Origin of the sequence: Paenarthrobacter sp. NPDC090520, assembly GCF_044769205.1 — a bacterium.
In the GTDB taxonomy this organism is placed as follows: Bacteria; Actinomycetota; Actinomycetes; order Actinomycetales; family Micrococcaceae; genus Arthrobacter.
In genome coordinates, this window is the sequence record NZ_JBIVXM010000024.1 from 18,114 (window position 1) to 44,821 (window position 26,708).

The 26,708-nt window shown below is 64.8% G+C and carries 20 protein-coding genes; 6 read left to right on the forward strand and 14 right to left on the reverse strand.

From position 1 onward, the window contains the following. Positions 1–114 precede the first annotated feature (114 nt). The 3 genes from ACIQTZ_RS20995 to ACIQTZ_RS21005 all read right to left on the reverse strand — a co-directional run bounded on the left by ACIQTZ_RS20995 (position 115) and on the right by ACIQTZ_RS21005 (position 2,078). Positions 115–843, reverse strand: coding sequence for a hypothetical protein (locus tag ACIQTZ_RS20995; protein ID WP_402983676.1), 729 nt, complete (start codon positions 841–843; stop codon positions 115–117). 107 nt (positions 844–950) lie between these two features. Further along, positions 951–1,133, reverse strand: a complete 183-nt coding sequence (locus ACIQTZ_RS21000) for a hypothetical protein (protein WP_402983679.1) — start codon at positions 1,131–1,133, stop codon at positions 951–953. Between the two features lie 63 nt (positions 1,134–1,196). Beyond that, on the reverse strand, positions 1,197–2,078 hold the full coding sequence (locus tag ACIQTZ_RS21005) for a siderophore-interacting protein (protein ID WP_402983682.1): 882 nt from the start codon (positions 2,076–2,078) through the stop codon (positions 1,197–1,199). Between the two features lie 174 nt (positions 2,079–2,252). On the opposite strand from ACIQTZ_RS21005, the gene ACIQTZ_RS21010 reads away from it, so the two are divergent. The 5 genes from ACIQTZ_RS21010 (at position 2,253) to ACIQTZ_RS21030 (ending at position 7,060) form a co-directional block, all read left to right on the forward strand. Continuing rightward, on the forward strand, positions 2,253–2,867 hold the full coding sequence (locus ACIQTZ_RS21010) for a TetR/AcrR family transcriptional regulator (RefSeq protein ID WP_400336506.1): 615 nt from the start codon (positions 2,253–2,255) through the stop codon (positions 2,865–2,867). A 211-nt stretch (positions 2,868–3,078) separates the two neighbouring features. Then, complete coding sequence (gene fepB, locus ACIQTZ_RS21015; RefSeq protein ID WP_402983685.1) at positions 3,079–4,080, forward strand: Fe2+-enterobactin ABC transporter substrate-binding protein; 1,002 nt, start codon at positions 3,079–3,081, stop codon at positions 4,078–4,080. 9 nt (positions 4,081–4,089) lie between these two features. After that, positions 4,090–5,151: a FecCD family ABC transporter permease gene (locus ACIQTZ_RS21020; protein WP_402983687.1), complete on the forward strand. Its 1,062-nt coding sequence runs from the start codon at positions 4,090–4,092 to the stop codon at positions 5,149–5,151. Next, positions 5,148–6,236: a FecCD family ABC transporter permease gene (locus ACIQTZ_RS21025; protein WP_402983689.1), complete on the forward strand. Its 1,089-nt coding sequence runs from the start codon at positions 5,148–5,150 to the stop codon at positions 6,234–6,236. Before ACIQTZ_RS21020 ends, ACIQTZ_RS21025 begins: the two co-directional genes overlap by 4 nt. A gap of 17 nt (positions 6,237–6,253) precedes the next feature. Further along, positions 6,254–7,060: an ABC transporter ATP-binding protein gene (locus ACIQTZ_RS21030; protein ID WP_402983691.1), complete on the forward strand. Its 807-nt coding sequence runs from the start codon at positions 6,254–6,256 to the stop codon at positions 7,058–7,060. Here the strand turns inward: ACIQTZ_RS21030 and ACIQTZ_RS21035 are convergent. From ACIQTZ_RS21035 to ACIQTZ_RS21080, 10 genes are read right to left on the reverse strand one after another with little or no spacing between them, the layout of a single operon-like run. Next, entirely contained in the window at positions 7,032–7,715 is a 684-nt protein-coding gene (locus ACIQTZ_RS21035; RefSeq protein ID WP_402983693.1) for a 4'-phosphopantetheinyl transferase family protein, read from the reverse strand. The genes ACIQTZ_RS21030 and ACIQTZ_RS21035 overlap by 29 nt on opposite strands. Next, positions 7,712–9,004 carry an enterochelin esterase gene (gene fes, locus ACIQTZ_RS21040; protein WP_402983695.1) on the reverse strand — a complete coding sequence of 431 codons (1,293 nt, stop codon included), beginning with the start codon at positions 9,002–9,004 and terminating at the stop codon, positions 7,712–7,714. The genes ACIQTZ_RS21035 and fes overlap by 4 nt, the downstream gene beginning before the upstream one ends. 12 nt (positions 9,005–9,016) lie before the next feature. Then, positions 9,017–10,336 carry an enterobactin transporter EntS gene (gene entS, locus ACIQTZ_RS21045; protein WP_402950714.1) on the reverse strand — a complete coding sequence of 440 codons (1,320 nt, stop codon included), beginning with the start codon at positions 10,334–10,336 and terminating at the stop codon, positions 9,017–9,019. Beyond that, on the reverse strand, positions 10,329–11,195 hold the full coding sequence (locus tag ACIQTZ_RS21050) for a siderophore-interacting protein (RefSeq protein ID WP_402983697.1): 867 nt from the start codon (positions 11,193–11,195) through the stop codon (positions 10,329–10,331). The genes entS and ACIQTZ_RS21050 overlap by 8 nt, the downstream gene beginning before the upstream one ends. After that, positions 11,192–19,843, reverse strand: a complete 8,652-nt coding sequence (locus ACIQTZ_RS21055) for an amino acid adenylation domain-containing protein (RefSeq protein WP_402983700.1) — start codon at positions 19,841–19,843, stop codon at positions 11,192–11,194. Before ACIQTZ_RS21055 ends, ACIQTZ_RS21050 begins: the two co-directional genes overlap by 4 nt. Before the next feature lie 60 nt (positions 19,844–19,903). Next, positions 19,904–20,119, reverse strand: coding sequence for an MbtH family protein (locus tag ACIQTZ_RS21060; RefSeq protein ID WP_400336516.1), 216 nt, complete (start codon positions 20,117–20,119; stop codon positions 19,904–19,906). A 2-nt stretch (positions 20,120–20,121) separates the two neighbouring features. Continuing rightward, positions 20,122–21,075 carry an isochorismatase family protein gene (locus tag ACIQTZ_RS21065; protein WP_400336517.1) on the reverse strand — a complete coding sequence of 318 codons (954 nt, stop codon included), beginning with the start codon at positions 21,073–21,075 and terminating at the stop codon, positions 20,122–20,124. A gap of 36 nt (positions 21,076–21,111) precedes the next feature. Then, positions 21,112–22,776, reverse strand: coding sequence for a (2,3-dihydroxybenzoyl)adenylate synthase (locus ACIQTZ_RS21070; RefSeq protein WP_402983703.1), 1,665 nt, complete (start codon positions 22,774–22,776; stop codon positions 21,112–21,114). After that, positions 22,773–23,921: an isochorismate synthase MenF gene (locus ACIQTZ_RS21075; RefSeq protein ID WP_402983706.1), complete on the reverse strand. Its 1,149-nt coding sequence runs from the start codon at positions 23,919–23,921 to the stop codon at positions 22,773–22,775. The genes ACIQTZ_RS21070 and ACIQTZ_RS21075 overlap by 4 nt, the downstream gene beginning before the upstream one ends. A gap of 27 nt (positions 23,922–23,948) precedes the next feature. Beyond that, a complete protein-coding gene (locus tag ACIQTZ_RS21080; protein WP_402983709.1) occupies positions 23,949–24,740 on the reverse strand; it encodes an SDR family oxidoreductase in 792 nt (263 codons plus the stop codon). A 350-nt stretch (positions 24,741–25,090) separates the two neighbouring features. Between ACIQTZ_RS21080 and ACIQTZ_RS21085 the strand changes: the two genes are divergently transcribed. Continuing rightward, the gene (locus tag ACIQTZ_RS21085; RefSeq protein WP_402950697.1) at positions 25,091–25,348 is read left to right on the forward strand and encodes a helix-turn-helix domain-containing protein; all 258 of its coding nucleotides are present in this window, start codon (positions 25,091–25,093) and stop codon (positions 25,346–25,348) included. Between the two features lie 202 nt (positions 25,349–25,550). Here ACIQTZ_RS21085 and ACIQTZ_RS21090 read toward each other — a convergent pair whose 3' ends face one another. Continuing rightward, entirely contained in the window at positions 25,551–26,702 is a 1,152-nt protein-coding gene (locus ACIQTZ_RS21090) for a diguanylate cyclase (RefSeq protein ID WP_400336522.1), read from the reverse strand. Between the last annotated feature and the right edge of the window lie 6 nt (positions 26,703–26,708).

The following is a 26,708-nucleotide window of genomic DNA, read 5'->3' on the forward strand; positions in this document are numbered from 1 at the left end:
CCTCGATGGATAAACGTGGGTGCTTTCCATTTTGTTGGCTTCGGAAATCCTCGGGTCGACGGCCTGGAAGAGTTTCCTGACCGCTGAGACGAGGTCGGCTTGCGGATAGTCCGCTCAGTTTTCCGCGTTCCGCGCCTGCTCCAGATCGGCTGCGTTCGCCAGCACTTCACTCAGGCTCTTGCGCTGCTCGCCGGTGAGTTCGGCGGTTGCGACCTCCTCAAGCAGTGCGCCGGCCTGTGGGCTGTCGCCGAGCCGCAGTGCGAGCTCGGCGCGGTAGACCAGCGCCTCGACCAAGTCGGTGACCGGGGCCGTCGCGCGGTGCCTGGTCAGCGTGCTGTCCAGGATTCGGGCGGCCTGCCGCGTGTCACCCTTGGAGTCGCCCAGTACGACCGCATTCTGCGTGGCCTTCGCAAGTTGGCTGGACGGTTCGTTGACGCTGTCGTCAGCGGCTTCAGTGTTGTGGAAGAACCGGATCCAGTTGCCGCCGGGGTCGACGACCGAGAAGCCGGAGGCGTTGCCGGTGTTCTTCCGCTTGCGTGGCCTGGTCATCCGCGGGATGCCGGAGACCAGTACCTTGCCGTGCGTACGGCGCATGCTGGCGGCGAAGGCCGCGTAGAGCGCCATGGTGTCCTCGACCAGGACTACGCATGATCCGTACGACGTCTCCGGGTCGAAGCCGTCCAGTCCGAAGAACTGCAGCTGGAGGTCTTCGCGCCGGAGACCGACGCAAGGGTAGGGCTTGGTCTGCCAGTAAGTGCGTTCGAACCCGAGCATCTGGTAGAAGTCAGCGATCTCATCGATGGATCGGCAGGGCAGAAGGGGGACCGCGATCTCGCCTGACATGGCCTCATCCTCACACGTAGGGCAGTGCGTAGGGCTGACGCGACCGTGACCCGGTACACCGAGGCGGGCACTCCTAAAGGCTAATAGAGTGCCCGCATTGATCGGAGTTATGTGGGGATACGCGTGCTCGGCCGGACTGCCTTCTCGGTGAAATAGGTCACTTCACCGCTAGGGTCCTCCACGCCGATGATGAATTTACCTGCAGGAGTTGCCCGGACGTCCACAACGGTTCCGCGTCCACGGGTAGCAGTGGTGACTTCGGCTCCGGGTGTGAAGATACTTTCGGTCATGGTCCCTATTGTGCAGCAGAGCCAGGCGGAAAGCCTTCCCACTGCGTCGTCTGGACGCGGGCGTCAGTGCCCGTGTGCGAGCCTGTTGATGATGGTGCCCACGACGCCGGGTTCCTGGTTGGATTTCTCCCCGCGCTTCCAGTAGCCGTCGACGTCGGACGAGTGCTTGCCCAGCCCTGCGGCCTTGATCCATTTCCGGAGAGGTTTCAGGGAACCTGCTTCGCCTGCGGCCCAAACGTAACTGTGACCATCTTGGGGGATCTCAATCGTTTCGGCGGCTTCTGCGAGCAGCCTCGTGGTGCCGGGCTCGGCTCCGTTGCGGTGCAGCCACCGGATTTCCATGCCAGGCGGGGCCACCAGCGGGAGTTCGTCATCGGCTGAGCCCACCTCGATCACCGCGTACCCAATGATCGCTGAAGGGAGCTCTTCCAAGCGGCGTGCTATCGCAGGAAGTGCTGTCTCGTCTCCAAAGTAGGCTTGCCACCGGAATTCGTCCGGGATGACGACTCCTCGGGGCGGACCCGCGACCCAGATGGGTGCGCCCAACGGCGTTGTGCGCGCCCAGTCGGAGGCCGTTCCATGGTCATGGACAACGAAGTCCAGGTCGAATTCGCCGGCAGCGGCATCGTATCTGCGAACGGTGTAATCGCGGGTGACGGGCATCGGCCTGGGCCAATGAAGGTGGTCATCGTCCTGCTCGGGAACGCGAAGTTCGCCAGTGTCCGGATCGGGGAAGATGAGCTTGACGTGCTCATCGGCAATGTGGCTTTCGAAGCGGACCATGTTCTGGCCGCCCAGCGTCAGCCGGATCATGCGCGGTGTCAACTGCACGCGACGCAGCACCAGCACTTCGCGGATCCTGATGGGGAAGCCCCGCAAATAAGCCTGAGGGAGTCCGCCGACCGGGGCTCCTGCATTGGTGGGTGCGGTGTTCTTGTGTTGCATGTGGGTCGCTGGTTTCCTTCGTGCGTCCAGAGGGGCCGTCAAGACGGGGGACCATCCTGCAAAGCCAGCGGCCGTCCCGAGCGAATCCATGCTCGCCGTACCGCCTCAATTAGTGTTTTCCAGTTAGCTTAGCCTAAGCTAACTCCGCTTCCGGGTTGAAGGGTAGGTTGTCGCATGGCATGGGATACGGAACGAACAAAGAGACAATTGCTCCACGCGGCCATGGGTGAATTCTGCGCCCGGGGCCTTGCTGGGGCGAGGGTGGATCGGATTGCTGCGGAGGCGGGGGTCAACAAAGAGCGGATCTACCAGTACTTCGGCAGCAAGAACGCCCTTTTTGACGCTGTCATCGTGGCAGCTTTGAGTACCGTCATGGACGAGGTCCCCATCCAGGGCCGCGGTCCCGAAGCCATGGCTGACTACGCCGGCCGATTGTTTGATCACCATCAGAACGACGCGACCGTTCCCAGGCTGTTGTTCTGGGAGGGGCTCGAGCGGGGACACGATGTTGTGGGCCTCCCTGCACGCCTGGCCAACTGCGCCGCGAAGGTCGACAGCACACTCACCGCACTTCCTGGCATTTCGCGAGAAGCCGCCGGCGATCTGCTGATCACTATCGTGACCCTCTGTGATGCCGCGCCGGTCCTTCCGGCCCTTGATGGACTGATGGCCGGCGTCGTCCCCGGTCGTGCAGGGCAGCGCCGGGCCGCAGTTGTGCGCACCGTGCTGCTCACCGCCGAAGCCTTGTCGTCTGAGCAAAGCCAACGGCGACCAGCCCTTGCAGAGTGATGAAAGTCACCTGTTTCCGAGCGGCATCACGTGCGCAGCGGGAGCCCGCCGCGACTGCTCCGGGATAAATACGTCACGAAACTGTTCTCTTTTTATTTCTTAGGTAAGCCTATGCTAAGTTCCTTCGAGGTTGGACTGATTCCTCCCCGGTATGTCCGGGTGCGCAGGTTGCGTTCCAGCTCTCCATTCGCATCTTCCAAGAGAGAACACCATGAAATTCCGCAACAGACTCATCCCGGCAGCCGCTGCTTTGGCGGCTGCTGCAATCGCCCTCACGGGGTGCTCGGGCGCATCCACCGCTGCCCAGGAGCCGAAGACCTCGGAGAGCGCGGCAGCCAGCTCCTGGCCCCGGACGGTCAAGCACGAGAACGGTGAAACGGTCATCTCCGCCAAGCCGGAGAACATCGTCTCGACCTCCATTACCGCTACCGGCTCATTGCTCGCGATCAACGCACCGGTGAAGAAGACCGCGGCAACGAACCCGGGCGACATCACCGACAGCAAGGGATTCTTCTCCCAGTGGGCTTCGGTCGCTGATGAGCGTGGCGTCGGTGTGCTGTACCCGAACCTTGAACTGGATCTCGAAGCTGTCATCGCGGCGGACCCGGACCTGATCGTGGTCTCCACCAGTGGCGCCGACAGCGCCGCCGACCACTACAAGGAACTGAGCGACATCGCTCCGACCATTGTGGTGAACTACGCGGACAAGACGTGGCAGGACCTGGCGACCGAACTCGGCGAAGCCACCGGCCACGAAGACGATGCAAAGAAGGCCATTTCTGAATTCGATGGCACCGTGAAGGAAGCGGCCGGGAAGATCAAGCATCCGGCCGGAACCTCCACCATCATGAACTTCAACGGCGCAGGAAATGACAGTGCCGTAGGCAAGCTCAGCGGCACCCACGCCAAGCTTCTGACGGCGCTGGGCTTCAACGTAGCTGAAGCCCCTGCGGGCTTGGATTCGAGCAAAACCCCGCGCTCGGACTTCGCGTTCGTGTCCCTGGAAAACCTTCCAAAGGCGGCAGCTGCGGACAACCTGTTCGTCCTCAGCGGTGAAGAAGCGGATGTCAAGGCCATTCTTGACGAGCCGGTACTGGCCAACCTGCCGGCCGTGAAGGCCAAGTCGGTCCACACGCTGGGTAAGACGTCGTTCCGGCTGGATTACTACAGCGGCAAGCAGTTGGTTGAGCTTCTCACCAAGACATTCAGCTAACCACAGCCGATGAGCCTGCTTTCCCGTGCCCAGCCCGGTGCGGGCACGAAGCCCGATACTCCGTTGCGCCGCCGTGCGCAGCGGAGTACCGGCGTGCTAACCGGGTTGGTTGTAGTTGCCGCGTTGTGCGTCGTCAGCTTGGCGGTGGGTTCCCGCCCGGTGCCCGTGGACACGACTCTTGACGCCCTGCTGAACTTCAACCCGGGCAATGACCTGCATCTGTTGGTAATCCAACTGCGTCTGCCGCGGACGATCCTTGCGGTCCTGGTTGGCGCTGCTTTGGGCCTCGCCGGTGCTCTGATGCAGGCGTTGACCCGCAACCCGTTGGCCGAGCCGGGCATCCTGGGCATCAACTCCGGTGCCGCGGCAGCGGTTGCCGTGGGGATTGCCAGCTTCGGCGTAAGCGCGGTGGCCGGATATGTCTGGTTCGGTTTCCTCGGAGCGGGGATCGCCAGCGTGATCGTCTACGTGCTGGGCAGGGCTCATGACGCCGGGACGAACCCGGTCCGTCTGGTCCTGGCCGGTGCCGGGCTTTCGGTAGTGCTGGGAGCCCTGACGTCGATCGTACTGATCAACAGCGATCCCGATACATACGATGACTTCCGCCAGTGGGCGACAGGTTCGCTGCAGGGCCGCGGTTTCGATGTTCTGCCCGTAGTTGCCCTCGTGTGCCTGGTGGGCTTCGTCCTGGCGTTCAGCATGTCCCGGTCCTTGGATTCCCTCGCCCTGGGCGGGGACCTGAGCCGGGCGTTGGGAATATCGCCCCGACGAACCATGATCATCTCCGCTCTCGCCGTACTGCTGCTCTCTGGCGCTGCCACGGCAGCCGCGGGCCCCATCGCTTTCGTTGGACTGGCCGCCCCGCACATGGCCCGCCTGTTGGTCGGGCCCGGCCACCAATGGCTGTTGCCCTATTCGATGGTGACCTCGGCCATCGTGCTGCTTGCCGCCGACATTTTGGGCCGGCTGGTACTCTTCCCAGGCGAAATCGGCGCTGGAATCATGACCGCCCTCATCGGCGGGCCCGTCTTCCTCGCCCTTGTTCGCCGCAGAAAGATGGCACGACTATGAACCCAGTCCAAAACACCAGCAACCCGTTGCCGGCGCAGGCCTCACGATCCCGGGTTCCGGTCGGTCGTCTGACAACGGTGGGGAGCTACTCGTTCCTGTGGCATCCGCGGACTGTCGTCGTGGTCATTGCCCTTGTACTTCTTGTTCTTCTCCTCGGCATCGTTTCCATGGGCACCGGGACCATCCGGCTCTCCTTTGGCGACGTCGTGGGTACCTTGCTGGGGCAGAACCAGAACGCCGGTATCACCAAGGTCGTGACCGGAATCCGGCTTCCGCGGCTGGTGACAGCCGTGTTCGTGGGAGCCTCCCTGGGCATGGCTGGTGCCGTGTTCCAATCGATTTCACGCAACGCCCTGGGATCACCGGACATCATCGGATTCACCACCGGCTCCGCTACCGGGGCTGTCCTGCAGATCATTGTGTTCAACGCCGGCGCTGCGGCCACCGCTGCCGCCGCCGTAGTCGGTGGACTGCTCACGGCCGGGATCGTCTACCTTCTCTCCATTAAGGGCGGCGTGACCGGTGGGTACCGGCTGGTCCTGATCGGAATCGGCGTCGGCTCGATTCTCGGCGCCCTCAACACCCTCCTGCTGGCCAAGGGCTCCCTGGAGCTCGCCCAATCCGCCTACCTGTGGCTCAGCGGTTCCTTGAACGCCCGTACTTGGGAACAAGCGGCACCGGTGGCTGTCGGGTTCCTGGTGCTGCTGCCACTCATTGGCTGGTACGGCCGGAACCTGAACCTGATGGAACTCGGCGACGACTCCGCCCGCCAGCTTGGCGTCAGGGTGGAACGGACCCGGCTGGTCATGATGGGTGCCGCCGTCGCACTGACAGCATTGGCGACGGCGGCAGCCGGGCCGATTGCCTTCATCGCCTTGGCGGCGCCGCAGCTGGTGTTGCGGCTCACTCGCGGAACAAGGGTCCCGTTGCTGTCCAGCGCCGTGATGGGAGCCGCGCTGCTGGTCGGCTCGGACCTGCTGTCCCTCTACCTGCCCGTGAAGGCTGCCATCCCCATCGGGCTCATGACCGGGCTCGTGGGTGGGGTATACCTGCTCTGGCTTTTGACCCGCTCCCGCCAGCTCTGATTCCTGGAAAGACGAACATGACCATCGCACCACCTGCCACACCGGCAACGCTCTCCGCCGCCGGGCTGACTCTGGGCTATGACGGCCGGATCATTTCAGAAAACCTGGATGTGAGCATCCCGCCGCTTTCGTTCACCGCCATCATCGGCCCCAACGCTTGCGGCAAGTCCACCTTGTTGCGTGCCCTGTCGCGGCTGCTGACGCCAACCTCGGGGCGTGTGATGCTGGACGGAAAGCAGATTCAAAAGTATTCCACTCGCGAGGTGGCCAGGCAGCTTGGGCTGCTGCCGCAGACGTCGACGGCACCGGATGGCATCACCGTCATGGACTTGGTGGCCCGTGGACGTTTCCCGCATCAAAGCATGTTGAAGCAGTGGTCACCTGAGGACGAGGCCGCCGTGACCAAGGCCATGGACGCCACGGACATCAGGCATTTGGCTGACCGGCACATCAACGAATTATCCGGCGGGCAACGGCAGCGGGTATGGCTGGCACTGGTCCTGGCCCAGGAGAGCCCCATCATGTTGCTGGACGAACCAACCACCTACCTGGACATCAGCCATCAGTTGGAGATCCTCAATTTGTGCCGGGAGCTGCACCGCAGCGGACGGTACACCCTGGTGGCCGTCCTGCACGATTTGAATCTGGCATTCCGCTACGCTGACCACTTGATCGCCATGAAGGACGGCGTGAAAGTGGCAGAGGGAAGCCCCTCGGACATTGTCACTGCGGACCTGGTCCGGGAAGTGTTCGGCCTGGAGTCGTTGGTGATACCTGACCCAGTGACGGGCAAACCTATGGTCGTTCCCTTGGAGGAAGGTTGAGGTCCACCGCCACGTGGCGCAAGTCGATGCATGAGGCGCCGGGAATACAGAGCGCGGCAGCGTATCCCCGTCCAAGCTCCAGCCGGACAATGCTTGGGGGCATGACAGGACCCGGGCTTTCGAAACAGATGGTGCGCGGATCCACTGAAAGGCCGGTGCCGGTTGCTTTGACCAATGCTTCCTTCCGGACCCAGTACCCGGCGCGGGTCCCCGGCCACCGTTCCCGGGGCAGGGCATGCAGGGCAGCTCGCTCGGCATCGCTAAGAGCCACCGCATCGAAATCGGGAAATGCGGTGGCTTCTTCGTGTTCAACGTCCACGCCAACGTCAATCCCCTCGGTCACGGCGACCATGACCACATCACCTGCATGGGAGATGTTGGCGCGCAGCCGCGACGGGGCGCCGCCAACGTGCAGCACGGGTTTGGCGGCCCTGGACGATGCCACCAACTCCACCCCTGCGGGGTCGATGCCGAACTGTCCCTTGAGTACTGCCTTGAGGATCAACCTCGCACTTGCGGACCGGACGCGGTCCTCATGGCGCCGTTTCGTTGCCACTTGTCCGCGTTCAGCGGTGCTGAGGTACGCGGATTCCGCTGCGTCCTCGAGCGGGGCCGCCCAGCTGATCCAGGCCTGGGCCGCCGTCCCCGACGTCACGCTCTGACCGGCTCCGGCCGGGGCGTACCGGTCGGAACGCTGGCTGTGTTCAGCAGGTCGATCGTGGAATCCACGAGTCCGCCGCGCCAGCACAACCAGTCGTGGCCGCCGTCGAACACTTCGAAGCTCGACTCGACTCCAGCGGCGATGAGGCGCTCATGGACGGTGCGGCTGTGCAGGACCATGTCACCTTCGTGCAGACCAGCCTGAAGCCGGACGACGGGCGGATGCTCAAACGTTGTGCGGGCGATCCGTTCGGCGATGTCACCGCCGGGGCTGCCTGGGACCGGGGACGTGTAGGGAACGGGCCACCAGAAAGACCCGGACTGGCTGGCCACCAGACCGAACCGTTCCGGGTGTTCCAGTGCGGCGAACAGGGCTGCCAGTCCGCCGAAGCTTTGCCCGGCCACGACGGTCCGGCGCGGATTCTTCGTGAAGGCCGCGACGGTTTCTACGAGGGGGAGCAGTTCGGTCAGGATGGCGTCCCAGAACGTGCTGTTGCAGGGAAGTTCTTCGGAGCGGACAGCACCGTTGAGCACATCGATGGCCACTATGACCGCTGCCGGCAGTTCACCCTCTGCAACAGCCGCGTCAAACACGCGCGCGGCCGGCATTTGGTGGACCCAGTGCTGGCCATCGAGCAGGATCACCAAGGGACGATCCGCCTTGTCAGTGTCGGCGTCGTGGGGGGTTTCGTGGACCCAGACGGTTCGTGTTCTGCCCAGCAGGCCGCTGTCCCATGGCAGTTCATGGGTGTTGCCGGCGGTGACGGACGTCGGGGCAGGATCATCCCACCAACGCTGCAGGGGCGCCCCGGGCATCGCCAAGCCCGATTTCAGGCCTGCCCGTACGGGGTTGAAGGGGTCGTGCCGGGCGTGTTGGAGCAGTGCGATCCAACGTGCCCGGCGACTCGTGTCCTGCAACCCGGCCTCCGGCGGATCCACTTCCCGGACGAGGTCAGCTGTGGCAGGTATGTAGGAGTAGCTTCCCCGCCACTCCCCGGAGACCTCCACAGCCCAGAACCAGATGCCGGTTCCTGGAAGCCTTTCCATGACCGGAAGCACCGCAGCGTGATGATTGGTAACGGAGTTGACGTCCATGTAGACCCGTTCAATGCCTCCCTCGGCGTCGGAGCCGGTCTCCCTCCACAGGAAGGTCACACGGCAGCGTCCCCCGGGGATCGCTTCGACGGTCGGGGTGCCGGTACGGCCCACGCGTGCCCAGAAGGCCTCCTCGGACCCGTCGTCGGCCAAGGCAGCCAAGAGTTGCGGCCGAACGTTTTCAAGCATGACTGCTTCTCCTTAGGTTCCGGGCGTGTGCGCGGGCTGGGGGGTGGTGGCCGCTGCAGCGGTCGATCCTTCATTCTCACCGGGTTCGATGGCGGAGCCAGTATTCACCAGCGCCCGGAACCCCAGCAAGCCGCCGAGTCCGGCAACAACTGCGGACGTGCCGAACACCGTCAGCGCAAGTGATGCCGGTACCAGCTTGCCCAGGCCGCCGAGGGCCAGGGCACCGCCGGAGTCAGCACCAACTTCCTGCGCCATCCACAAGGCGTTGACCCGGCCCAGCAACCGGTCGGGCGTGTTTTGTTGCACCAGGGCGTACTGCAGGATGCTGCTCAAGGAGCTGAACGCGCCGAACAGGGCCATCGCGGCCAGCGCCGGGACCAGGTCACGGCAGAGACCCAGCGCAGCCAACGCAGCGAAAGACGCCGTGGCAAGCAGGATCATTGCCCTCCCCGGGCGCTGGAGGTGTCCTACCCAGCCGCTCAAGAGTGTCGCAGCCACGGCGCCGAGGGGTACCGCCGAGTACAGCAGGCCGGTTCCTTCGGGCCCGACGTTGAAAGTGGCCACGGCCAGGGCCGGGATCAGGACGCGGACGCCTGAGGCGGCTGTTTCCAGGGTGCCAAGGAGCACCACGGATCGGACGATCGTGTTGCGGTAGACGAATGCTGCGCCTTCCAGGGCGCTCCTGAGCGGGTGCTGTGGTTCTCCGGTACGGTCAGGCAGCATGGGCGGCAATCCAAAGAGCAGGACCACTGTCACCAGGGTGGTTGCTGCCGCGCTGGCGTAGTTCCACCCGACGCCTCCGGCGGCGATGACCACACCGCCGATTGCCGGTGAGATCATGGTCCCGAGCCGCACGGAGAGCATGTTCAAGGCGCCGGCGGCCGGGAGTTTGTCCCGGGGGATCAGGGAGGGCGTGGCGGCCATCAAAGCCGTGACGGAGAATCCGCCGAAGAAGCCGTCAATCGCTCCCACGACGTAGACAGCCGTCAGGGACGATTCTGGCAGCCAGGCGTTGAGGGCCAAGGCGGCGAAACCAAGGCCCCCCAGTATGCGCGAGCCAATAATGATCTTCCGCCGGTCGAACCTGTCCGCGGCCTCGCCGCCAAACAACAGTCCCAGGAAGGCACAGATTCCCTCGATGCTGGCAGCCAAGCCCACATGGAGCGTGGAGTCGGTCAGGTCGAAGACCTGCACGGGGATGGCGACGGCCAGCATGCCCAACCCAAAAATGGAGATGGTCCGGGCGATGAAGATGCGGCGGAACGCGGGACTGACCCGCAAGGGGCTGGTGTCCAGGACGAAGCGCGCCCTCGCCTTTGCCGGTTCAGTCATCGTCGTCCGCTGCGTGATGGTCCAACCCTTCAACGCCGTTCTTCCAGTAGCCGTCAATGTCGGTGTGCCCCTTGGGCACGCCGAGGACATCGCGGACGTGGCGGCGGATGGTCTTCATGGCCGTTGCCTCGCCCGCTGCCCACACGAACAGGTCATCGCCCGCGGGGCGCCAGGACAGGACGGCGTCTTCGAGGGCCGTGACGCCAAGGACGTTGCGGTGCAGGTAACGGACCACGGCTCCGGGATGGTGTGGCAGGTCGATTTCACCCGCTGCCGAGTCCACGCTGATGAACACGTCGCAGCTCAGGTTTGCCGGGAGTTCCTCCAGCCAGCGGGCGAGGGCGGGCAACCCTGTTTCATCCGCTGCCAGAAGGTAGTGGCCGAAGCCGGTCGGGTACAGGTGGGACCCTCGCGGCCCCAGGACACCCAGTTGCTGACCGGGTGAGGCCGCGATGGCCCACCTCCCGGCCACCCCATGGTCGTGGAGCACGAAATCAATGGAGACTTCCAGGGTGTCCGGATCGAACGCCCTGACTGTGTAGTCCCTGAACAACGGCCTGGGCCGCCCTTCGGGCATGATGAGCCGGTCGGGCCCAGCTTCGGGCAGGTGCAGTTCGCCGGTGGCAAGCTCCGGAAAGACCAGCTTGACGTGGTCCGAAACGGCCATGGGACGGAACGGAAAGACGGCTTTGGTCATGTCGTCCCCGCCGAAGATGACACGCCTCATTACCGGGCTCAGGTCAATGACCTTCAGCACTGTAAGCAGGCGGGGAGTGACCTCGTGGATGTGCAGTTCGATGGCCCGGGAGGGCTCCGCGGTGGCCGCCGGGGTTCCGGTGGTTGTGGAGGTCTCTGTCATGGGGTGGTCTCCTGGGTTGATGTGGCGGTGTGGCGCTCGATTCGGCGGCTGGCAGCAAGGGCAGCTGACAGTGCCGGTGCAAGCGATGGAAGCATCTCCGGGGACACGATGTCCTCGTGGGAGCAATCGAGCCGGTGGATCCGCAGCCCGTCGACCCGCTGCCCCCACGCCTCTTCCGGGTCGAAGCCGTCCGGGAGGGTCCGCTCGGCCACGAACAGTTCCGCTGCTCCGTGGAACACGGGGCTGGTAGCGGTTTTCAGCAACCGGACCGCATCGGCGTAGTTGGCGACGATGTCGGTAAACATGGCCTCACGTTCGGCGTCGGGTTCCTGGTCGGGGACCGCCTCGAGGAACCCGGCCCGTTCGCGGTCGGCTTCTGCTTCCGCCTCGGCTGCCGTGTCGGCGTCCCAGTCCTGGCCTTCTGGTGGATAGGTATCCAGCAGTCCAAGGAACGCGATGGTTTCTCCTTCGGCCTGCAACCGCGCCGCGAGGGCGTGGGCGATGGTTCCGCCGAGTGAGTATCCCAGCAGACGGTAGGGCCCGTGAGGTTGGGCGGCTCGAAGGTTCCGGTAGTGGCTGTCCACCACATCGGTGAGGCCCGTGGCGTGGGCGAGGGGACCGTCCGGTCGTGGTGACTGCAACCCAACAACTCCGTGGCCGTCGTCGAGGTGGCTTGCCAGTGCCTTGTACTGCCAGGCGAAACCCGAGGCCGGGTGGATGCAGACCAAGGGTTCTGCGTTTCCGGGCCGGATCTGCAGGAGCTGGTCGAAGGCTGCGTTGGTGTCGGTTCCCGTGCCCAGCTGGGCAGCCAGGGCTTCGACGCTGGAGCTGGCCATGATGCTGCCAACGTGGACACGACGGTCCAGTGTCCGCCCCAACTCTGCTGCCAGGCGCATCGCCAACAGTGAGTGCCCGCCGAGTGCGAAGAAGTCGTCCGTGGCTTGGACGCCGTCCACACCCAGCACGGAGCCGAAGGCCTCGGCAACCGTGGTTTCGAGTCCGGCGGCCGGCGCGCGGCCGGTGCCGGAGGCCATATCCGGAGCGGGCAGCGCCCGGCGGTCCAGCTTGCCGTTGGAACTCAGGGGCAGTTCCGGGAGCACCACCATGGCGGCGGGCACCATGTGGGTCGGAAGGGAGGACAAAGCCGCAGCGTTCACGGCCCTTAGCAGCTCCGTGTGGTCCGTCCCGGGATCGTCGGGGACCAGGTAGCCGACCAGGATGCGGTGGTCCGCTCCCGTCAAGCCGGTGCCCGCGGTGGAGCTTCTGGCGATGACGACGGCGGTGCGGACGCCGGGCACGGCGGCGAGCACGGTTTCAATTTCGCCGGGTTCGATGCGTTGTCCCCGGATCTTGACCTGGTCATCGGTTCTGCCCAGGTATTCGATGGAGCCGTCAGGAAGCCGACGGACCATGTCACCGGTGCGGTACATCCGTTGACCTTCGGCAAACGGGTCAGCCACGTAGCGTTCTGCGGTGAGGGCAGGCCTGCCCAGGTAAGCCGTGGCCAGTTGCGCCCCGGCAAGGTACAGCTCGCCGGCCACTCCCAACGGGGCAGGCCGCAGCAGCGGATCCAGCACGTGCAGTTGGGTGTTCCATACCGGCGATCCGATCGGGACACTACCGGTGAGGGCCCCCGGGACCGGACCGGCCCAGCAGTGGGCCGTGACGTCCACGGCCGCCTCAGTGGGGCCGTAAAGGTTATGCAGTTCCGCGCCGACCACATCGCTGAAGGATGCGGCGAGCTCTGCGGAGAGCGCTTCGCCGCTGCAGAAAACGTGCCGGAGGCTGGGCAGAGCCGAACCATGGCCAGTTTGTGCCTGCAGCGAGGGTTCCTGGAGGAATGCTGCAAGCATGGAGGGAACAAAGTGAATGATGCTCACTCCACCGTCGCGGATCAGCTGGCACAGCGCCGACGGATCCCTGTGGGCCTGGGGCGGTGCGATGAGCTGCCCAGCGCCGACCATGAATGGCCAGAAGAACTCCCACACTGACACATCGAAACTGGACGGGGTCTTTTGCATGACGACATCGGCTGCTGTCAGCGGATACTCGTGCTGCATCCACAACAGCCGGTTCACGATGGCCCCATGCGGGACCTGGACGCCCTTGGGCCGTCCCGTTGACCCCGAAGTGTAGATGACATAGGCAGGGTGGCCGGGGGTGAGTTCAGCTTCCACATCCTCCCGCCAGCCCAGACTCGAGCCGCTGGACACGGGGTCGTCCTCGACGTCGGCTTCGGTACGGTCTACCACCAGAGACGGCACGTTGGCCGTGATGAGGTCCCCGGCCAAGGCCGAGGTCAGCAGCAGCCGCGGTTTGGCATCGTCCACCATGAACTGCAACCGTTCTGCCGGGTAGCTGGTATCGAGCGGCAGGTACGCGGCCCCCGCTTCGATGACGGCCAGGATGGAAACAGTCAGGTTGGTTGAACGGGGGAGCGCGACGGCGACGATGTCGCCAGTGCGGACACCTGCCTGCCGCAGCCGCCTTGCCAGCCGGACGACGCGCAGTCGCACCTGGGCGTAACTGAGATCTCCTTCATCACTGGTGATGGCCAGATTTCCGGGAGCCATACTGCCCTGGTCCTGGAGCAAGGAACGCAGCGTCGCTGCAGGCACGACGTGACTGGTCGTGTTGGCGGCTTCGACCAGGTCCCGTTCAGCGGGCAGCAGGACCCCAAGACGGGACGGGGCTTCCTGGGCGTCAGAGACCACCGAGGCCAGCGCGGCACGGTACCGCTCCAGCAAGAGCCTTCCATCCGCCTGATCCAGCCGGTGTTCGAGCACCAGCCGGTAGCCTGCCGGTTCGGGCAGCACCAACATCGTCACCGGGTAATGGGTGTAACCGCGGTTGTTCAAGGTGGTCAGACGCAGGCCGGAGGCACCGGCGTCATACAGGGAGGACTCGGCCGGGTAGTTCTCCATGACGAAGAGGGTGTCAAAGAGGGTGCCGGCACCGGCGAGCTGTTGGACTTCGGCCAATCCGATGTGGGAGTGCTCGCGCAGCTCCGACTGTGCCTGCTGCACATCGGTGAGTTGCAGGGCCAGCGGCTTGGCACGATCCACGGTGATCCGCACCGGGAGTGTGTTGGTGAACAAGCCGATGATGTCCTGGTCGTGCTGGTTGTCCCGGCCGGAGACCGTGCTGCCGAAGATGACGTCATGTCGTCCGGTGAGCTGGGCAAGGGTCTCGGCATATGCCATTTGGAAAACGGTGTTCGGCGTGGCACCCACGCGCCGGGCCACGGCCGCGATCTGCTGGGCCAGGCTTTCCTCCAGGACGGTGGAGATCTCGAACAGGGGAGACTGACCGGCGGAGGAGTTGCCTGACGGGAACGTGGGGGCGAGCATCGTCGGAGTGCACCCGGCCATGGCCCGCGCCCAGACGGCGCGATCCTCGTCGGAAGTTTCCATTCTTCGCACGGCGTCCCGGTAGGCGGAGAGAGCAGTCGGCCCGGGCAGGATCCGGTCTTCGTATGCGGTGAGCAGGTCACGGATGATCAGCGGGGTGGACCATCCGTCCACCACCAAGTGGTGGGCGGAGAGGTATAGGCGTGCGGAGGTGCCGCTGACCCGCAGGAGATGGGCGGCCAGCAGTGGTCCCCTTGCCACATCGAAGTGCCGGTTGGCTTCGGCTTGTTCAATGTCTTTGGCGGTTGTTTCCACTGTCTCGGAGCTGGTGCCGGCGCAGCTTGTTTCTTCCCAGATGATCTCCCGCCGATGCGCAGCGTGGGGGATGACCTGCACCGGCCGGGAACCGGTGCCGCTGTCGAAGCCGGCCCCGAGCTGGGGGTGCTTGTCCAGTAGAAGGCCAACAGCCTGCCGCATCCGGCCGCTGTCGAGGGGACCCTCGAAGTCAAGGACGGTGACGGAGCTGTAGCTCGCGGACTCACCGAGCTGGGCATGGAACAACAGGCCTTCGTGCAGTGGCCCCAGGGGCAGGGCTGCCTCCAGCGGTCCATGGACTTGTTCCAGGCGGTGGACCTCCGCGAGGGTCAGTCCGGTGCCGGGGACATCGGCGGGAACGGAGGTCGCCAACGCTTGCACGGGTGCGGCCTTTGCCTGCCGCAGCAGTGCCATGGCGGCGCGTTCCATCGCTTCGGTCAGGGCTTCGACATCGTGGAGGTGAAGCAGCCGTTGCGCCCAGGTCCAGCTCAGTGCGAGCTGCTTTCCGTCCAGGAACATGTTCAGTTCCAGGGGGTGGGACAACGGTATGGCCGGGTCGATGTCCACGGCGAAGGAGTCCACGAAGACGCCGGTTCCGCTGATGGGGGTGAAGTGCCCTTCATCGTTGGCGAAGCGGCCGAGGTAGTTGACCAGCAACGACGGCGGGCAGGCCCGGAAGAGCCGGTCGAGTTCCGGGCCGGTTTGTTCGTCCAGGTAGCGGAGGATGCCAAAGCCCAGGCCATGGTCGGGGACCTCCCGCACGGCTTGTTTGATGCTGCGGACAACATCGAACAGCCCGGTGCCCCCGGCGAGGGCGTCTGCGGCGTCGATGGCACCGAGGTCAAGTCGCAACGGGTATTCGGCGGTCAGCCAGCCGACGGTCCGTTCCAGGTCAAGGTCGAGCCCGTCGCTTTCGCGTCCGTGGGTTTCGCGGGCGATGCCCAGCGACTGTGTGCCGACCAGCTCGGCTGCGGCCAGCATGACCGTGGCCAGCAGCACCTCGTCAATGGTGGCCCGGTACGCGTCAGGGAGTTGCTCCAGCAGGGCGGTGGTTGTCGCCTGGCCAAGGAGCAGTCGGGCGGTCCCGGCCGTGCCGTGGGTGTCCAGGGCGGGGTCCAGTCCGGCGGCGATCCTGCCGGTCCCCGCAGCGAGCTGCCCTGTCCAGTACGCAAGTTCGTCGCGCCGGGCAGGGATTTGCGCGTGAAGACTCTGGGTCCACTGCCGCAGTGAGGTCTCCTCCGCGGGCAGCTCGGGTGCGTGCCAGGTGAGGACTGCATCGACAACCTGGCCGAGTTCGGGGAGCAGCGTGCGCCAGGATACGCCGTCGACGATCAGATGGTGCAGTACGAGCACCAGGCGGCGGGACTGCCCGGCCACGGCGATGATCGCAGCGTAGACCATGCCGCCGCCGACGGGGTCGAGGTCTGCGGCACCTTCACGGAAAGCGCGGTCTGCGGCGTCGTTCAGTGCTGATTCTGTGGCACCTGCGGGCAGATTGATTTCCCGGACGTCCGGCACCGGGCTGTCAGCGGCGGAGGGGATGTGCAGCTCCTGGCCGTTCAGCCGTGCCCGCAAGGCAGGGTGGGCTGCGGCCAGCGCACCCAGGGACCGGGCCAGGTCCTGGCGGGACAACGCGGCCGGTACGGTGACGCAGACACCCTGGGCGTAGCGTGCGCCGGCCCCGGAGGCTGTTTCAGCGAACCATTTCATGATGGGTAGAGGCGGGACCGGCCCTTCAGGACTGGGCGGCGCAACGATCTGTGAGGTAGCGAGGGAGGTAAGAGCCGTGGCCATCGCAGCTGGGGTGCGAAGCGCGAAAACGTCGCGGGGACGGAGTTGGTAGCCGCCCCGGCGGGCGGCGCCGCAGACGGCCATGGCGGAGATGCTGTCGCCGCCGAGGGAGAAGAAGTCGTCGTCGACACTGACCAGCGGCATGCCCACGACCGTAGCGATGGCTGAGCACAGCAGTTCTTCCTCAGCGGTGGTTGGTGTCCTTCCCGGGGCACTGGCGACTGCTGCCGGAGCCGGGAGCGCGGCGCGGTCCAGCTTTCCGTTGACGGTCAGCGGCAGTTCATCCAGGTGGATCAAAATGGCCGGTACCAGATAGTCGGGCAGGGTTGCGGAGAGAATCTCCCGGACCCGGGCTGGCGGATCCTGATCCCTCCGCAGGGCTGTGCCGGCCCCGGTCACGAAGTAGCCGATCAGACGGTTGGTATGGCCCAATGGTTCGGCGATGACAGCAGCGGCCACAACCGATTCAACGCCGGTCAGGGCGTCCTCGACCTCGCCCAGTTCCACGCGGAAGCCTCGGACCTTGACCTGGTCATCAACCCTGGAGAGGTAATCGATGGTGCCGTCCGGGCGCCACTGCACCAGGTCCCCAGTGCGGTACATCCGTTCGCCATCACGGTGGGGATCCGCCACGAACCGTGCCGCGGTGAGATCCGGCCGGCCCAAATATCCGCGGGCCAGGCCCGGACCCGAGATATACAGTTCGCCGGGCACACCTGCGGGCAGCGGCCGCAGGGCAGCATCGAGGACATAGACGCTGGTGTTGCCGATGGGCCTTCCGACCACGGGGACCTCAGCGTCCAGGACGTTGGCGCCGAGGGTGTCGACGCTGTATTCGGTGGGGCCGTAGAAGTTGTGGCTGTGCGTTCCCGGAGTCTCCCGAAGCGTCTTCCACAAGGCCGGCGATGCTGCCTCGCCACCGATGAGGAAGAGCGCGGGATGATGTTCGGCCGGGGCGAGGAGACCGCTTTCGAGGAGCTGGGCGCCGAAGGACGGGGTGACATCGAGGGCGTCGATGCGTGCAGCCCGGACTGCCTCGACCACAGCCTGCGGATCGCGGCGGGTGTCGTCGTCAAAGACGTGCAGTTCGTGGCCCAGGTAAAGCCAGATCAGCTGCTCCCAAGATGAATCAAAGGAGAAGGATGCCGTGTGTGCTGCCCGGACCCGGCGGGGCGCCAGGGTTGCGATAGTGGAACCGAAAACATCGGCTGCATGGTTTTCGAGAAGGTTGCGCAGGCCCTCGTGCGTGCTCTGCACGCCCTTGGGCCGGCCCGTGGATCCCGAGGTGTAGATCACGTAGGCCAGATCCTTCGGATGCAGCTGACGGGTCCGGTCTGCGTCGGAGACCGGAGTTCCCGGCAGTCGGCTGGCGGCGGAGACGATGTCCGGGTCATCGAGGCCGAGCACGCGGACATCGTCGCCAGCGAAGGTGGTGTCCACCTTGCTGTTCGTGAGCAGGATGACTGGGGCGGCGTCCTCCACCATGTAGGCGAGTCGGTCCTGGGGGTAGTCGAGGTCCAGCGGCAGGTACGCAGCTCCGGAAGCTACGACGGCGGCGATCGAAACCACGGATTCGAGCGAGCGGGGGAGGGCGATCGCGACGACGGTATCCGGGCCAACGCCCTGGGAGATCAGGTACCGTGCCAACGAGTTCGCCCGTCCGGTGAGTTCGGCAAAGGTCAGTGACAGGTGTCCACAGACAACCGCCGTTTCGGTGGGTGTTTCGGCCGCCCTGGCGTCGAGGAGTTCCCCGACCGGCGCGGCGCTGTGGGGGACAGTTGTACCGGCACCCCAGGCGTGAAGGATGAGGTCCTGTTCGTCGGCTGTCGCTATCGGAAGGCCATCGACGGCGCCGGCGCCAGGGTCGGTCGTGGACAGTATCCAGGCCTGGAGGCGCCTGGCATGGCCGGCCAGGTCTTCGTCGCTGTATCGGCCCGGATGGGCTTCGATTTCGATGACGGTCTCTTCGCCGTCCCGGAGCACGGAGAATTCCAGATCGTCCACGGGCCCGGCCGAGAGGTGGCGGGTTGTGACCGATGCCCCGGCCAAATCGGTGGTGTAGTCGAAGATCTTGATGTTGACTACGTGCCCATACAGTCCCGTTTCCGCGCCAACCAAGTTGGCGTCGCGCATGATCTGCTCGGCACCGTAGCGGTAATGACGCCGCGCCTGCGCGATGTTGCGGGCGGTCAGGCGCGCCACCTCACCCAGCCCGGCGTTCCGAGCCAGCGGTACGGTGACGGGAAGTACGGTGACCACCGGGCCGGACGTTCGCAAGGCGCTCTTGGTCCGGCCCATGAACGGGACACCGAGAACCACGTTGCGGGCGGAGCCCATCCTGCCGATGTAGCTGCCTACCGCAGCAGTCAATACATCGGCCCAGGTGACGTGGTGGGTGCGGGACAGCTCGGTCACCGCGGCCATTTGCGCTCCATCAAGGCGCAGTTCGTGCCGGCGCACCGGTGCCCAGGTGGCCGGCGCGGTTTCCAGCGCCCGCGCCGCTCCGGCGAGCGACACCGGCGTCGGCAGTTCGCTGCAGTAGTCCCGCCAGAAGGCCGCGTCCTGCTCTTCGTCGGCCGAACCACGGTAGGCGGACTCCTGGTCGACTACCAGGGAGAACGCCGTGAAGGGTGAGGCCGGGATTTCCGTACCCGAGACCAGTGCCCGGTAGATGGCGCTGATGTGCTCGGTGATAGCGGTGAAACTGTAGCCATCGAGCAGGATGTGGTGGAAACGCTGGTACCAGAACCACCGGTTCTCACCCACACGGAACAGCGTCTGACGGTACAGGGCTGAACCGTCCGTCAGTGAGACCGGTGTTGCAAGGTCCTGGTGCATCCGGGTCCGGGCCTCATCGGCGCCATCCGCCCGGAAATCCACGACCTCAAGCGGCGCCGACGCCGCGGCTCCGGGGTGCTGGCCCGGGGTGCCGTCGTCGTCGAACGTGCTGTGGATCGTATCTGCGTCCGCGAGCCCGAGTGCTACTGCCTCCGTGAACAAGGTTTCGTCCAGTGACCCTTGGATGTCCAGATAACGGGCCACGTTGAAGATGGCCGTGCTCTCGCCCTCCAAGTGATGGGCGTACCAGATGCCCGGTTGGGCAGCGGCAAGGGGTAGCCGGCCTTGGAAGGTGGGGGTGGCGGGGTTGTCCTGCAGCTCAACCGTGTTGCTGAGGTCAGGGGTGATGGTCATCGGAGGTCCTGTTCGGGAAGGCGCAGTTCTGTGGTGCTCTGGGCGCGGAGTCGTGGAGGGCTAGCTGATGTGGGCGCGGAGGCTCAGCGGCCGGAGGTCGGTCCAGCTGCGTTCGATGTGCTCGACGCAGCCTTGCCGGGAATCGGGGCCGTGAACGGTTGTCCACCCCGCGGGTACCGCCGCGAAGCCAGGCCACAGGCTGTGTTGTTCTTCGCTGTTGGTCAGGACCAGGAACGTTCCGGTTTCCTCGTCGAAGGGGTTCTGGATCTCGCTCATGGTTATTTCACTGCTCCTGCAAGCTCAAATGTTCCTGCCGTCGCGCCGGCGGTGGCTGCGTCGAGTGTGAACGCCCAATGTTTGATGGTGGGTTCTTCGGCGAGCTGTTCGTAGGCCACCTGATATCCCGCGGTGCGCAGGAATTCCACGAGTTCCATCATGCGGATGGAGTCCACGCCGAGGTCGCCCAGGTTCTCCGCCGGGTCGATTTCTTCGGGGTCAAGGTAGGCCAGTTCGGCAACTTTGCCCCGCAGCATGGCCGTAATCGCGGACAGGCCTGCTGTGTTTACTGCCGCGCCGGCGGTTGGCGCGGTTGCCCCCCACGCTTGGTGCAGGTCGGCGGTGGTGGTGACCACACCGCAGCGGCCGGCCACCCATTCCAGCGCCTGCTGGTGGTGGGCTTGGGAGAAATCGGCCACGGCATCGGCCACGAAGAACGGTTGGACGTCCTGCATGAAAGCATCGGTGGCCGTGACCTGGCAGCCGATATGCGCGTAAACGCCGGTGATCGCCAGTTGGGTCCGGCCGGCGGCGGCCAACTGCTCAGCGAAGTCGCTTCGCTGGTAGGCGGAGTAGCGCCATTTGGTCAGGACCGTATCGCCTTCTTCGGGTGTCAGCGCATCGATGATCCGTGCCCCGTCTTCGTTGGTTCCGATGCCTTGCCCCCACAAATCGGTCAGCAGGGCGCGGTCCTGCGGGTCCTGGTGGGAGGGCTGCGCCGTATAGAACACTGGGATGCCCAGTTCCCGGGCCTGGTTCCGCAACGCCTGGATGTTGGCGGTGACGGCGTTGATGGGTTCAGTGCCAGCATCGAAGGGCCGCAGGAAGTGGCGTTGCATGTCGTGGATCAACAAGGCTGAGCGGTCCGGTTCGGCCGCCCAGGCAAGGGACGGCGCGGGCAGTTCGCCCGGGGTGGGCAACGGATAGCTGATGCTGGCGGGAAGTCGCTGGCTCATGGCAAATCTCCTGGGTATAGGGGCTTTCGTAGGTGGTCAGTGCTGGGGTTGTGTTGGCTGGGGTTGGAACTGACCGGCCAAAGTACGGCGCAGTTGGGCCCGGCTGTTTTTACCAACCCCTGTTGTGGGAAACTCGGTGACGAACTCGACGCGGTCCGGGATCTTGTGCGCCGCCACGCCCCTGGTGCGGATGAACTGCAGGATCTCTTTGCGGGTGGGTGCTTGCCCTGCGGGCACAATGACCGCGCAGCTTCGCTCTCCCAGGTATTGGTCCGGGATCGCGACGACGGCGGCGTCATGGACCAAGGGATGGGCGAGCAGATGGTCTTCGACTTCCTCGGCGGAGATTTTCTCGCCACCACGGTTGATCTGGTCCTTGGACCGGCCTTCGACGCTCAGGTAGCCGCCGGGCAACCGGCGCACGATGTCACCAGTCCGGTAAAAACCATCTGCGGTGAACGCCGTCGCGTTATGCCCTTCGGCCTTGTAGTACCCCCGGATGGTGTACGGCCCCCGGGTGAGCAGGTGCCCTGGTGTGCCGTCGGCGACCGGGTGATCGTCGTCGTCAACGATCATGACTTCATCGGCCTCACTCATGGGGCGGCCCTGGCTGGTGCAGACGAGGTCTTCCGGGTCCTCCTGCCGGGTGTAGCACACCAGCCCCTCGGCCATGCCAAAAACCTGCTGCAGGCTCGCCCCCAGGTCGGCCCTGATGCGGCGTGCGGATTCGGGCAGGAACTTGGCTCCTCCAACCTGGATGGTGCGGAGGCTGCGAAGATCAGCGGATGTGGTGGCTGCGGCCCGCATCCAGGCCAAGGCCAGGGGCGGGACCAACGGAACGATGGTGACGGCTTCGCGTTCTATGACAGGGAAGGCTGCATCAGGTGCTGGTGATGATCCCAGGACGACGCGGCCACCGGCGAGCAGCACACCCAGGAACCCGGGAGAACTCATAGGGAAGTTGTGTGCCGCGGGCAGGACCAGCAACATGACGGCTCTGGCATCCAGACCGCAGACTTTGACGCTCTGGCGCACCGAGTAGTGGTAGTCGTCGTGGGTCCGGGGGATCAGTTTCGGTGTGCCGGTGGTTCCGCCTGAGAGTTGCAGGAAGGCGACATCCCCGGTGTCGGTGGGGACACCTTCCGAACATTCTTTGCCAAGCCCCGCTTCAAGGACTTCGTCCAGGCCTGTCTGTCCTTCAAATGTTTCTCCGTCAATGATGACCGTCAGCCGGTTCCGGTTGAGCGCGGCTGCCTGGGTGGCAGCGACTTCGGCTGCCATGGGCCGGTAGTCGAAGCTGTCGTGCACGGATGGGCCGATGTAGGCCACGGGGTCCGCTTGCGCGGCGATGGCCACGAGTTCGCTGTGCCGGTGTGCCGGGAGCAGGTACACCGGGATGGCGCCGACGCGCATCAGGGCCAGTGCCGTGACCAGGAAGGACGTGCGGTTGGGCAGCTGCAGCAGGACACGGTCCCGAGGGCGTATTCCCAAGGAGATAAATCCACCAGCCATTTGCGCGACCTTTTGTTCGAAGGCAGCGTAGGTGAGGCGTCCGGCCTCGTCGACGACGGCGATAGCGTCCGGGGTGCGTTCTGCGTGCGTCGCTGCGACCCGGTCGAGGCGTTCGCCGGTCCAGTAGCCTGCCGCGCGGTAGCGGGCAGCAGTTTCCGCGGGCCAGGAGATGGTCCCTTCGAGCGTCATTCGGTGAACCCCATTCCGCGCAGGATGGTGCGGAACTTCGCTTCGGTTTCGGCGAATTCGAGTTCAGGGTCGCTGCCGGGGACGATACCCGCACCGGCGTGCACACGGAGTTCGTCATCGCCTATTTCGGCGCACCGGATGCTGACCACCCATTCGCCGTCTCCGGAGGCATCCACCCAGCCGGCGGCGCCGGCGTAGAAACCGCGGTCTACGTCCTCGAGCTCCTGGATCAGATCGCACGCTGTGGTGGTGGGCCATCCGCAGACAGCGGGAGTCGGGTGCAGGGCGAAGGCCAGGTCCAGGGCGCTGGTGTTGGTATCGCGCAAGTGGCCTTGGATCTTGGTGGACAAATGCAGCATGGATCCTGTCCTGATCAGTTCAGGGACGGGTGGAACATCGAGGTCCTTGCAGTATCCGCTCATGACCTCGGCCACCATGTCCACCACGATGGCGTGTTCGCGGAGGTCCTTGGCCGAACGGATCAGCTGTTCGGCGTTTTCACGGTCGATGCCTGCATCGCCAGTCAGAGGTACCGAACCCGCCAGGGGATTGCTCAAAGCGGTGGTCCCTGAACGGCGGATCAACAACTCAGGGCTGGCGCCCACGAGAGTGCGTCCGCCGGGAAGGGGGGCCGCGAAGGTATAAGCGGTCGGATTCTGGCGGAGCAGTCGCAAGAGCAGCCCGGCGACGTCCACCGGTTGGGTGAGGGCTGCCTTCTGGGATCGTGCCAACACCACTTTCCGGAGGCCTTCGGGAGTGAACCGCCGCAGGGCCTCTGCGACGGCTTCCTTATAGTGCGTTGCAGGTGTCTCTCGTTCCAGAATTGCCGCTGCAGGCACAGGCGCTGCCGGTGAAGCGGTCCGGCCCGTGAGCTGTGGTCCCCGGAGCGTCGACTCCATCAGCAGGAACTCCCCGGGATGACCGGGGGTGAAGGGCAGTACGCCACCGAGTAGGGCGGTCCCTCCTTCAAGGACCTTGTGCAGCGTTGCAGCGTCTTGGAGACCGCCTTGGAAGCGTTGGGTGCCCCTGCCGAGGATGGTGCCTGAACGGCCGGTGATCAGAAAATCACCCGACCGGTATTCTTCCAGCGGGTCACGAACCCAACTGGATGTCTCGGGAATTTCGGGGGCAAGTTGAAGCGTCACGATAAACCTTTCGGTGGTGGGTGTAGCTCAGGCGCGAAGAGTCGCGCCGCCGTCAACGTAAATGTCCTGCATGGTGATGTGGCCGGCGTCCTCGGAGAGCAGGAACGCCGCGGTGGCAGCGATGTCGTCCGGGGAAGCGATCTTTCCCAGGGGAATTCCCACCCGGAACTGGGCAAGGTCGCCCTGAAGTACCGATTCGAGCCCCCGCTCCGGGTCATTTCCCCAGAACGCCCGCTGCATGCCGGTGTCGGTTGATCCCGGACACACGGTGTTGCAACGGATGCCGCGTGGCGCCAGCTCCAAGCCCAGGGAACGGGTCAGCGCCGCGGCAGCGGCCTTGGACGCGGCATAGACCGGCATTGCGCTTCGTGGGACACCGGCCGCATTCGAACCGATGACCACCATCGCCCTGTTATCACTCTCGGTCTCCAGCATCTGCCTGGCAGCGGCAGTGACCACCAGGAACGTGCCGGTGGCGTTGACGGCGAGAACGCGGTTCCATTCATCAACACTTGTATCCAGTGCCGAGCCCACACTGTGGATTCCGGCCGCGTGGACCAGTTGGTTCAAGGCCGCGCCGGTATCGCGGATCGCGGCAAACAACGCCGCGACCTGACCGGCGTCGGAGACATCAGTGGGAACGGCCAGGACCTTAACGCCCGTCAACGCCTCGGTGGTGTCTTTCAGAGCTGCTTCGTCGCTGTCTGTCAGCACCAGAACATCCCGGGACGTGCTCCTGCTGGCAAGGCGATGGGCCACGGCCCTGCCAATGCCACCGCCGGCGCCCGTAACGAGCACCGCCCGTGATACGTTCCGCATCAAAATTCCTTCCATGAGTTAGCTAAGGCTTACCTAAGTTATTTACAACATGAAAGTGTTACCTAATTCGGCATACCTAGGTATGGCCCAGCTGGGAGGTCGGCGCCACGCACCCTGGTGGCGCATCCTTGACTGAGTCAGGGAGTGCGTTTTCTGCGGAGTGGCAAGGGTGAAACGCTTTCTGACGCATGCTCCGCCCGTGCCCCGGCGAGGCGGGGAAACCGCGGCTGTGATTTGCGGCACTAACAGAATGTGACGCCTGAAGAAGCCGATATGACAGACAGTTGACAGGTTGTGCGTAAGACTGTCGTTCCATAACTTGCGAACATCACACTGAAAAGGACGCCACCTTGGGGACTGCGTACAACCATCCGTCCGACCTGCGGGACATCGCCAGATACACCGCGCAGATGAGGGACTGCTCGATGCAGCGCGCCTTGCTCGCAGAGAAGCGCCGGCTTGCGATGGTCCAACACTTCGATGACGGGGTAACCATCGCTGCGATGGCCAGGGCGATGGGAATCACGGAAGCGGCGGTAGCCAAGGTCATCAAGAACGGTCCAACCGGAGTCGTCCGGGCACGGCAGAGCGCCGTTCAGGGCGTCTGAAGGGTCAGCTGGCAGATGCCGCGGCCCCCGCGAGGGCACACCAAGGTACCGCTGGATGCCAGAAGGATGATCTTGTGGCAGTTCGTCGTGGCCCGGCTCCCGGACAGCCGGCTCGCTCACGATCTCCGTACCCGTCCACTGACGGCACAACAGAAAAGTGGACGTGCCCTTTCCGGGAACTGCAGATGATCCGGCGGACGATCTACTTTGCTGGCTGGCTGTGCGCGACGCGGTTTCTGCCGAGTGCCTTGGCCTGATACATTGCTCGATCCGCGGCCTCGATGAGGTCCGCCAACTGGGACGTTCCTACGTGGTACTGGGCGATCCCGTAACTGACGGTCGGCATCAGGACGCCGTCCGGTGCGGGGACGGATGCCAGATGTTTGCTGATCTCGCGCGCGATCGCTTCGGCACGTTCCGGACCAGCGCCGGGAAGCAGGAGGACAAATTCTTCCCCGCCGTAGCGCGCCACCAGGTCGGTCGGGCGAACTGAAGCGGTGCAGGCATCGGCGAAGGACCGCAGGGCACTGTCGCCGGCGGCATGGCCATGGGTGTCATTGATGGCTTTGAAATGGTCCAAATCCGCCAGGATGAGTGCCCCCGTGTTGGGAGTGACGGTTCGGTCCGCCAGATGCTCCGCCGCGAGGTCCATGAAGGCCTTGCGGTTGAGCAGGTTCGTCAGGTCGTCCCGGGAAGCCACCACGCGCAGGGCACGGGTTTGCTGCTCGCTGCTCAGCGCGGACATGCTGAAGGACACCACAACCAGCAGAACCATGGTCACCATGGTGGTCACGGCTGATCCGAAAACCGTGACGAAGACCAGGCCCGTCTGGCCAACCGCAAGGAACGCGATCCAGCGCAGGCAGTAGAAAACTGCCAGCACTCCGGAAGCCACCGCCATGGGTATCCGGACCCGGGAATACCCTGGTTCAAGACGCCAGAGTTCGTACGATGACAGCCCTAGGCCAAGGCTCATGGACGCCAGGAACACCGGCCCACCGGACCACGCGTTGATCGCCGGGTTATCCAGCAGTGAACTGACCAGAGTCAGGACGGGCAGCGCCGCCGCAGCCCACGCGGAAAGCGTCAACGACCGCAGCGACCTGGCACCTGCCCAGACAGCCACTGCTCCATAGGCCAGCAGCGTGTTGCCCAGGGGATTGGCCCACACCTGGTGTGCGCTGCCATCCAAGAGGAAGCACCCCGCGCCGGTAAGGAAGGACAGCAGCGCAACGCACCACCAGCCGCTGTAAGCGGAGCGGGTGGGTCGGTAGGCGGAAAAGTAGAACAATGCCGCCAGGACCAGCGTGAGAAGGCCGAACGCGATCCGGAGGGTTGTCGTATCCAGGATCATCGCTTG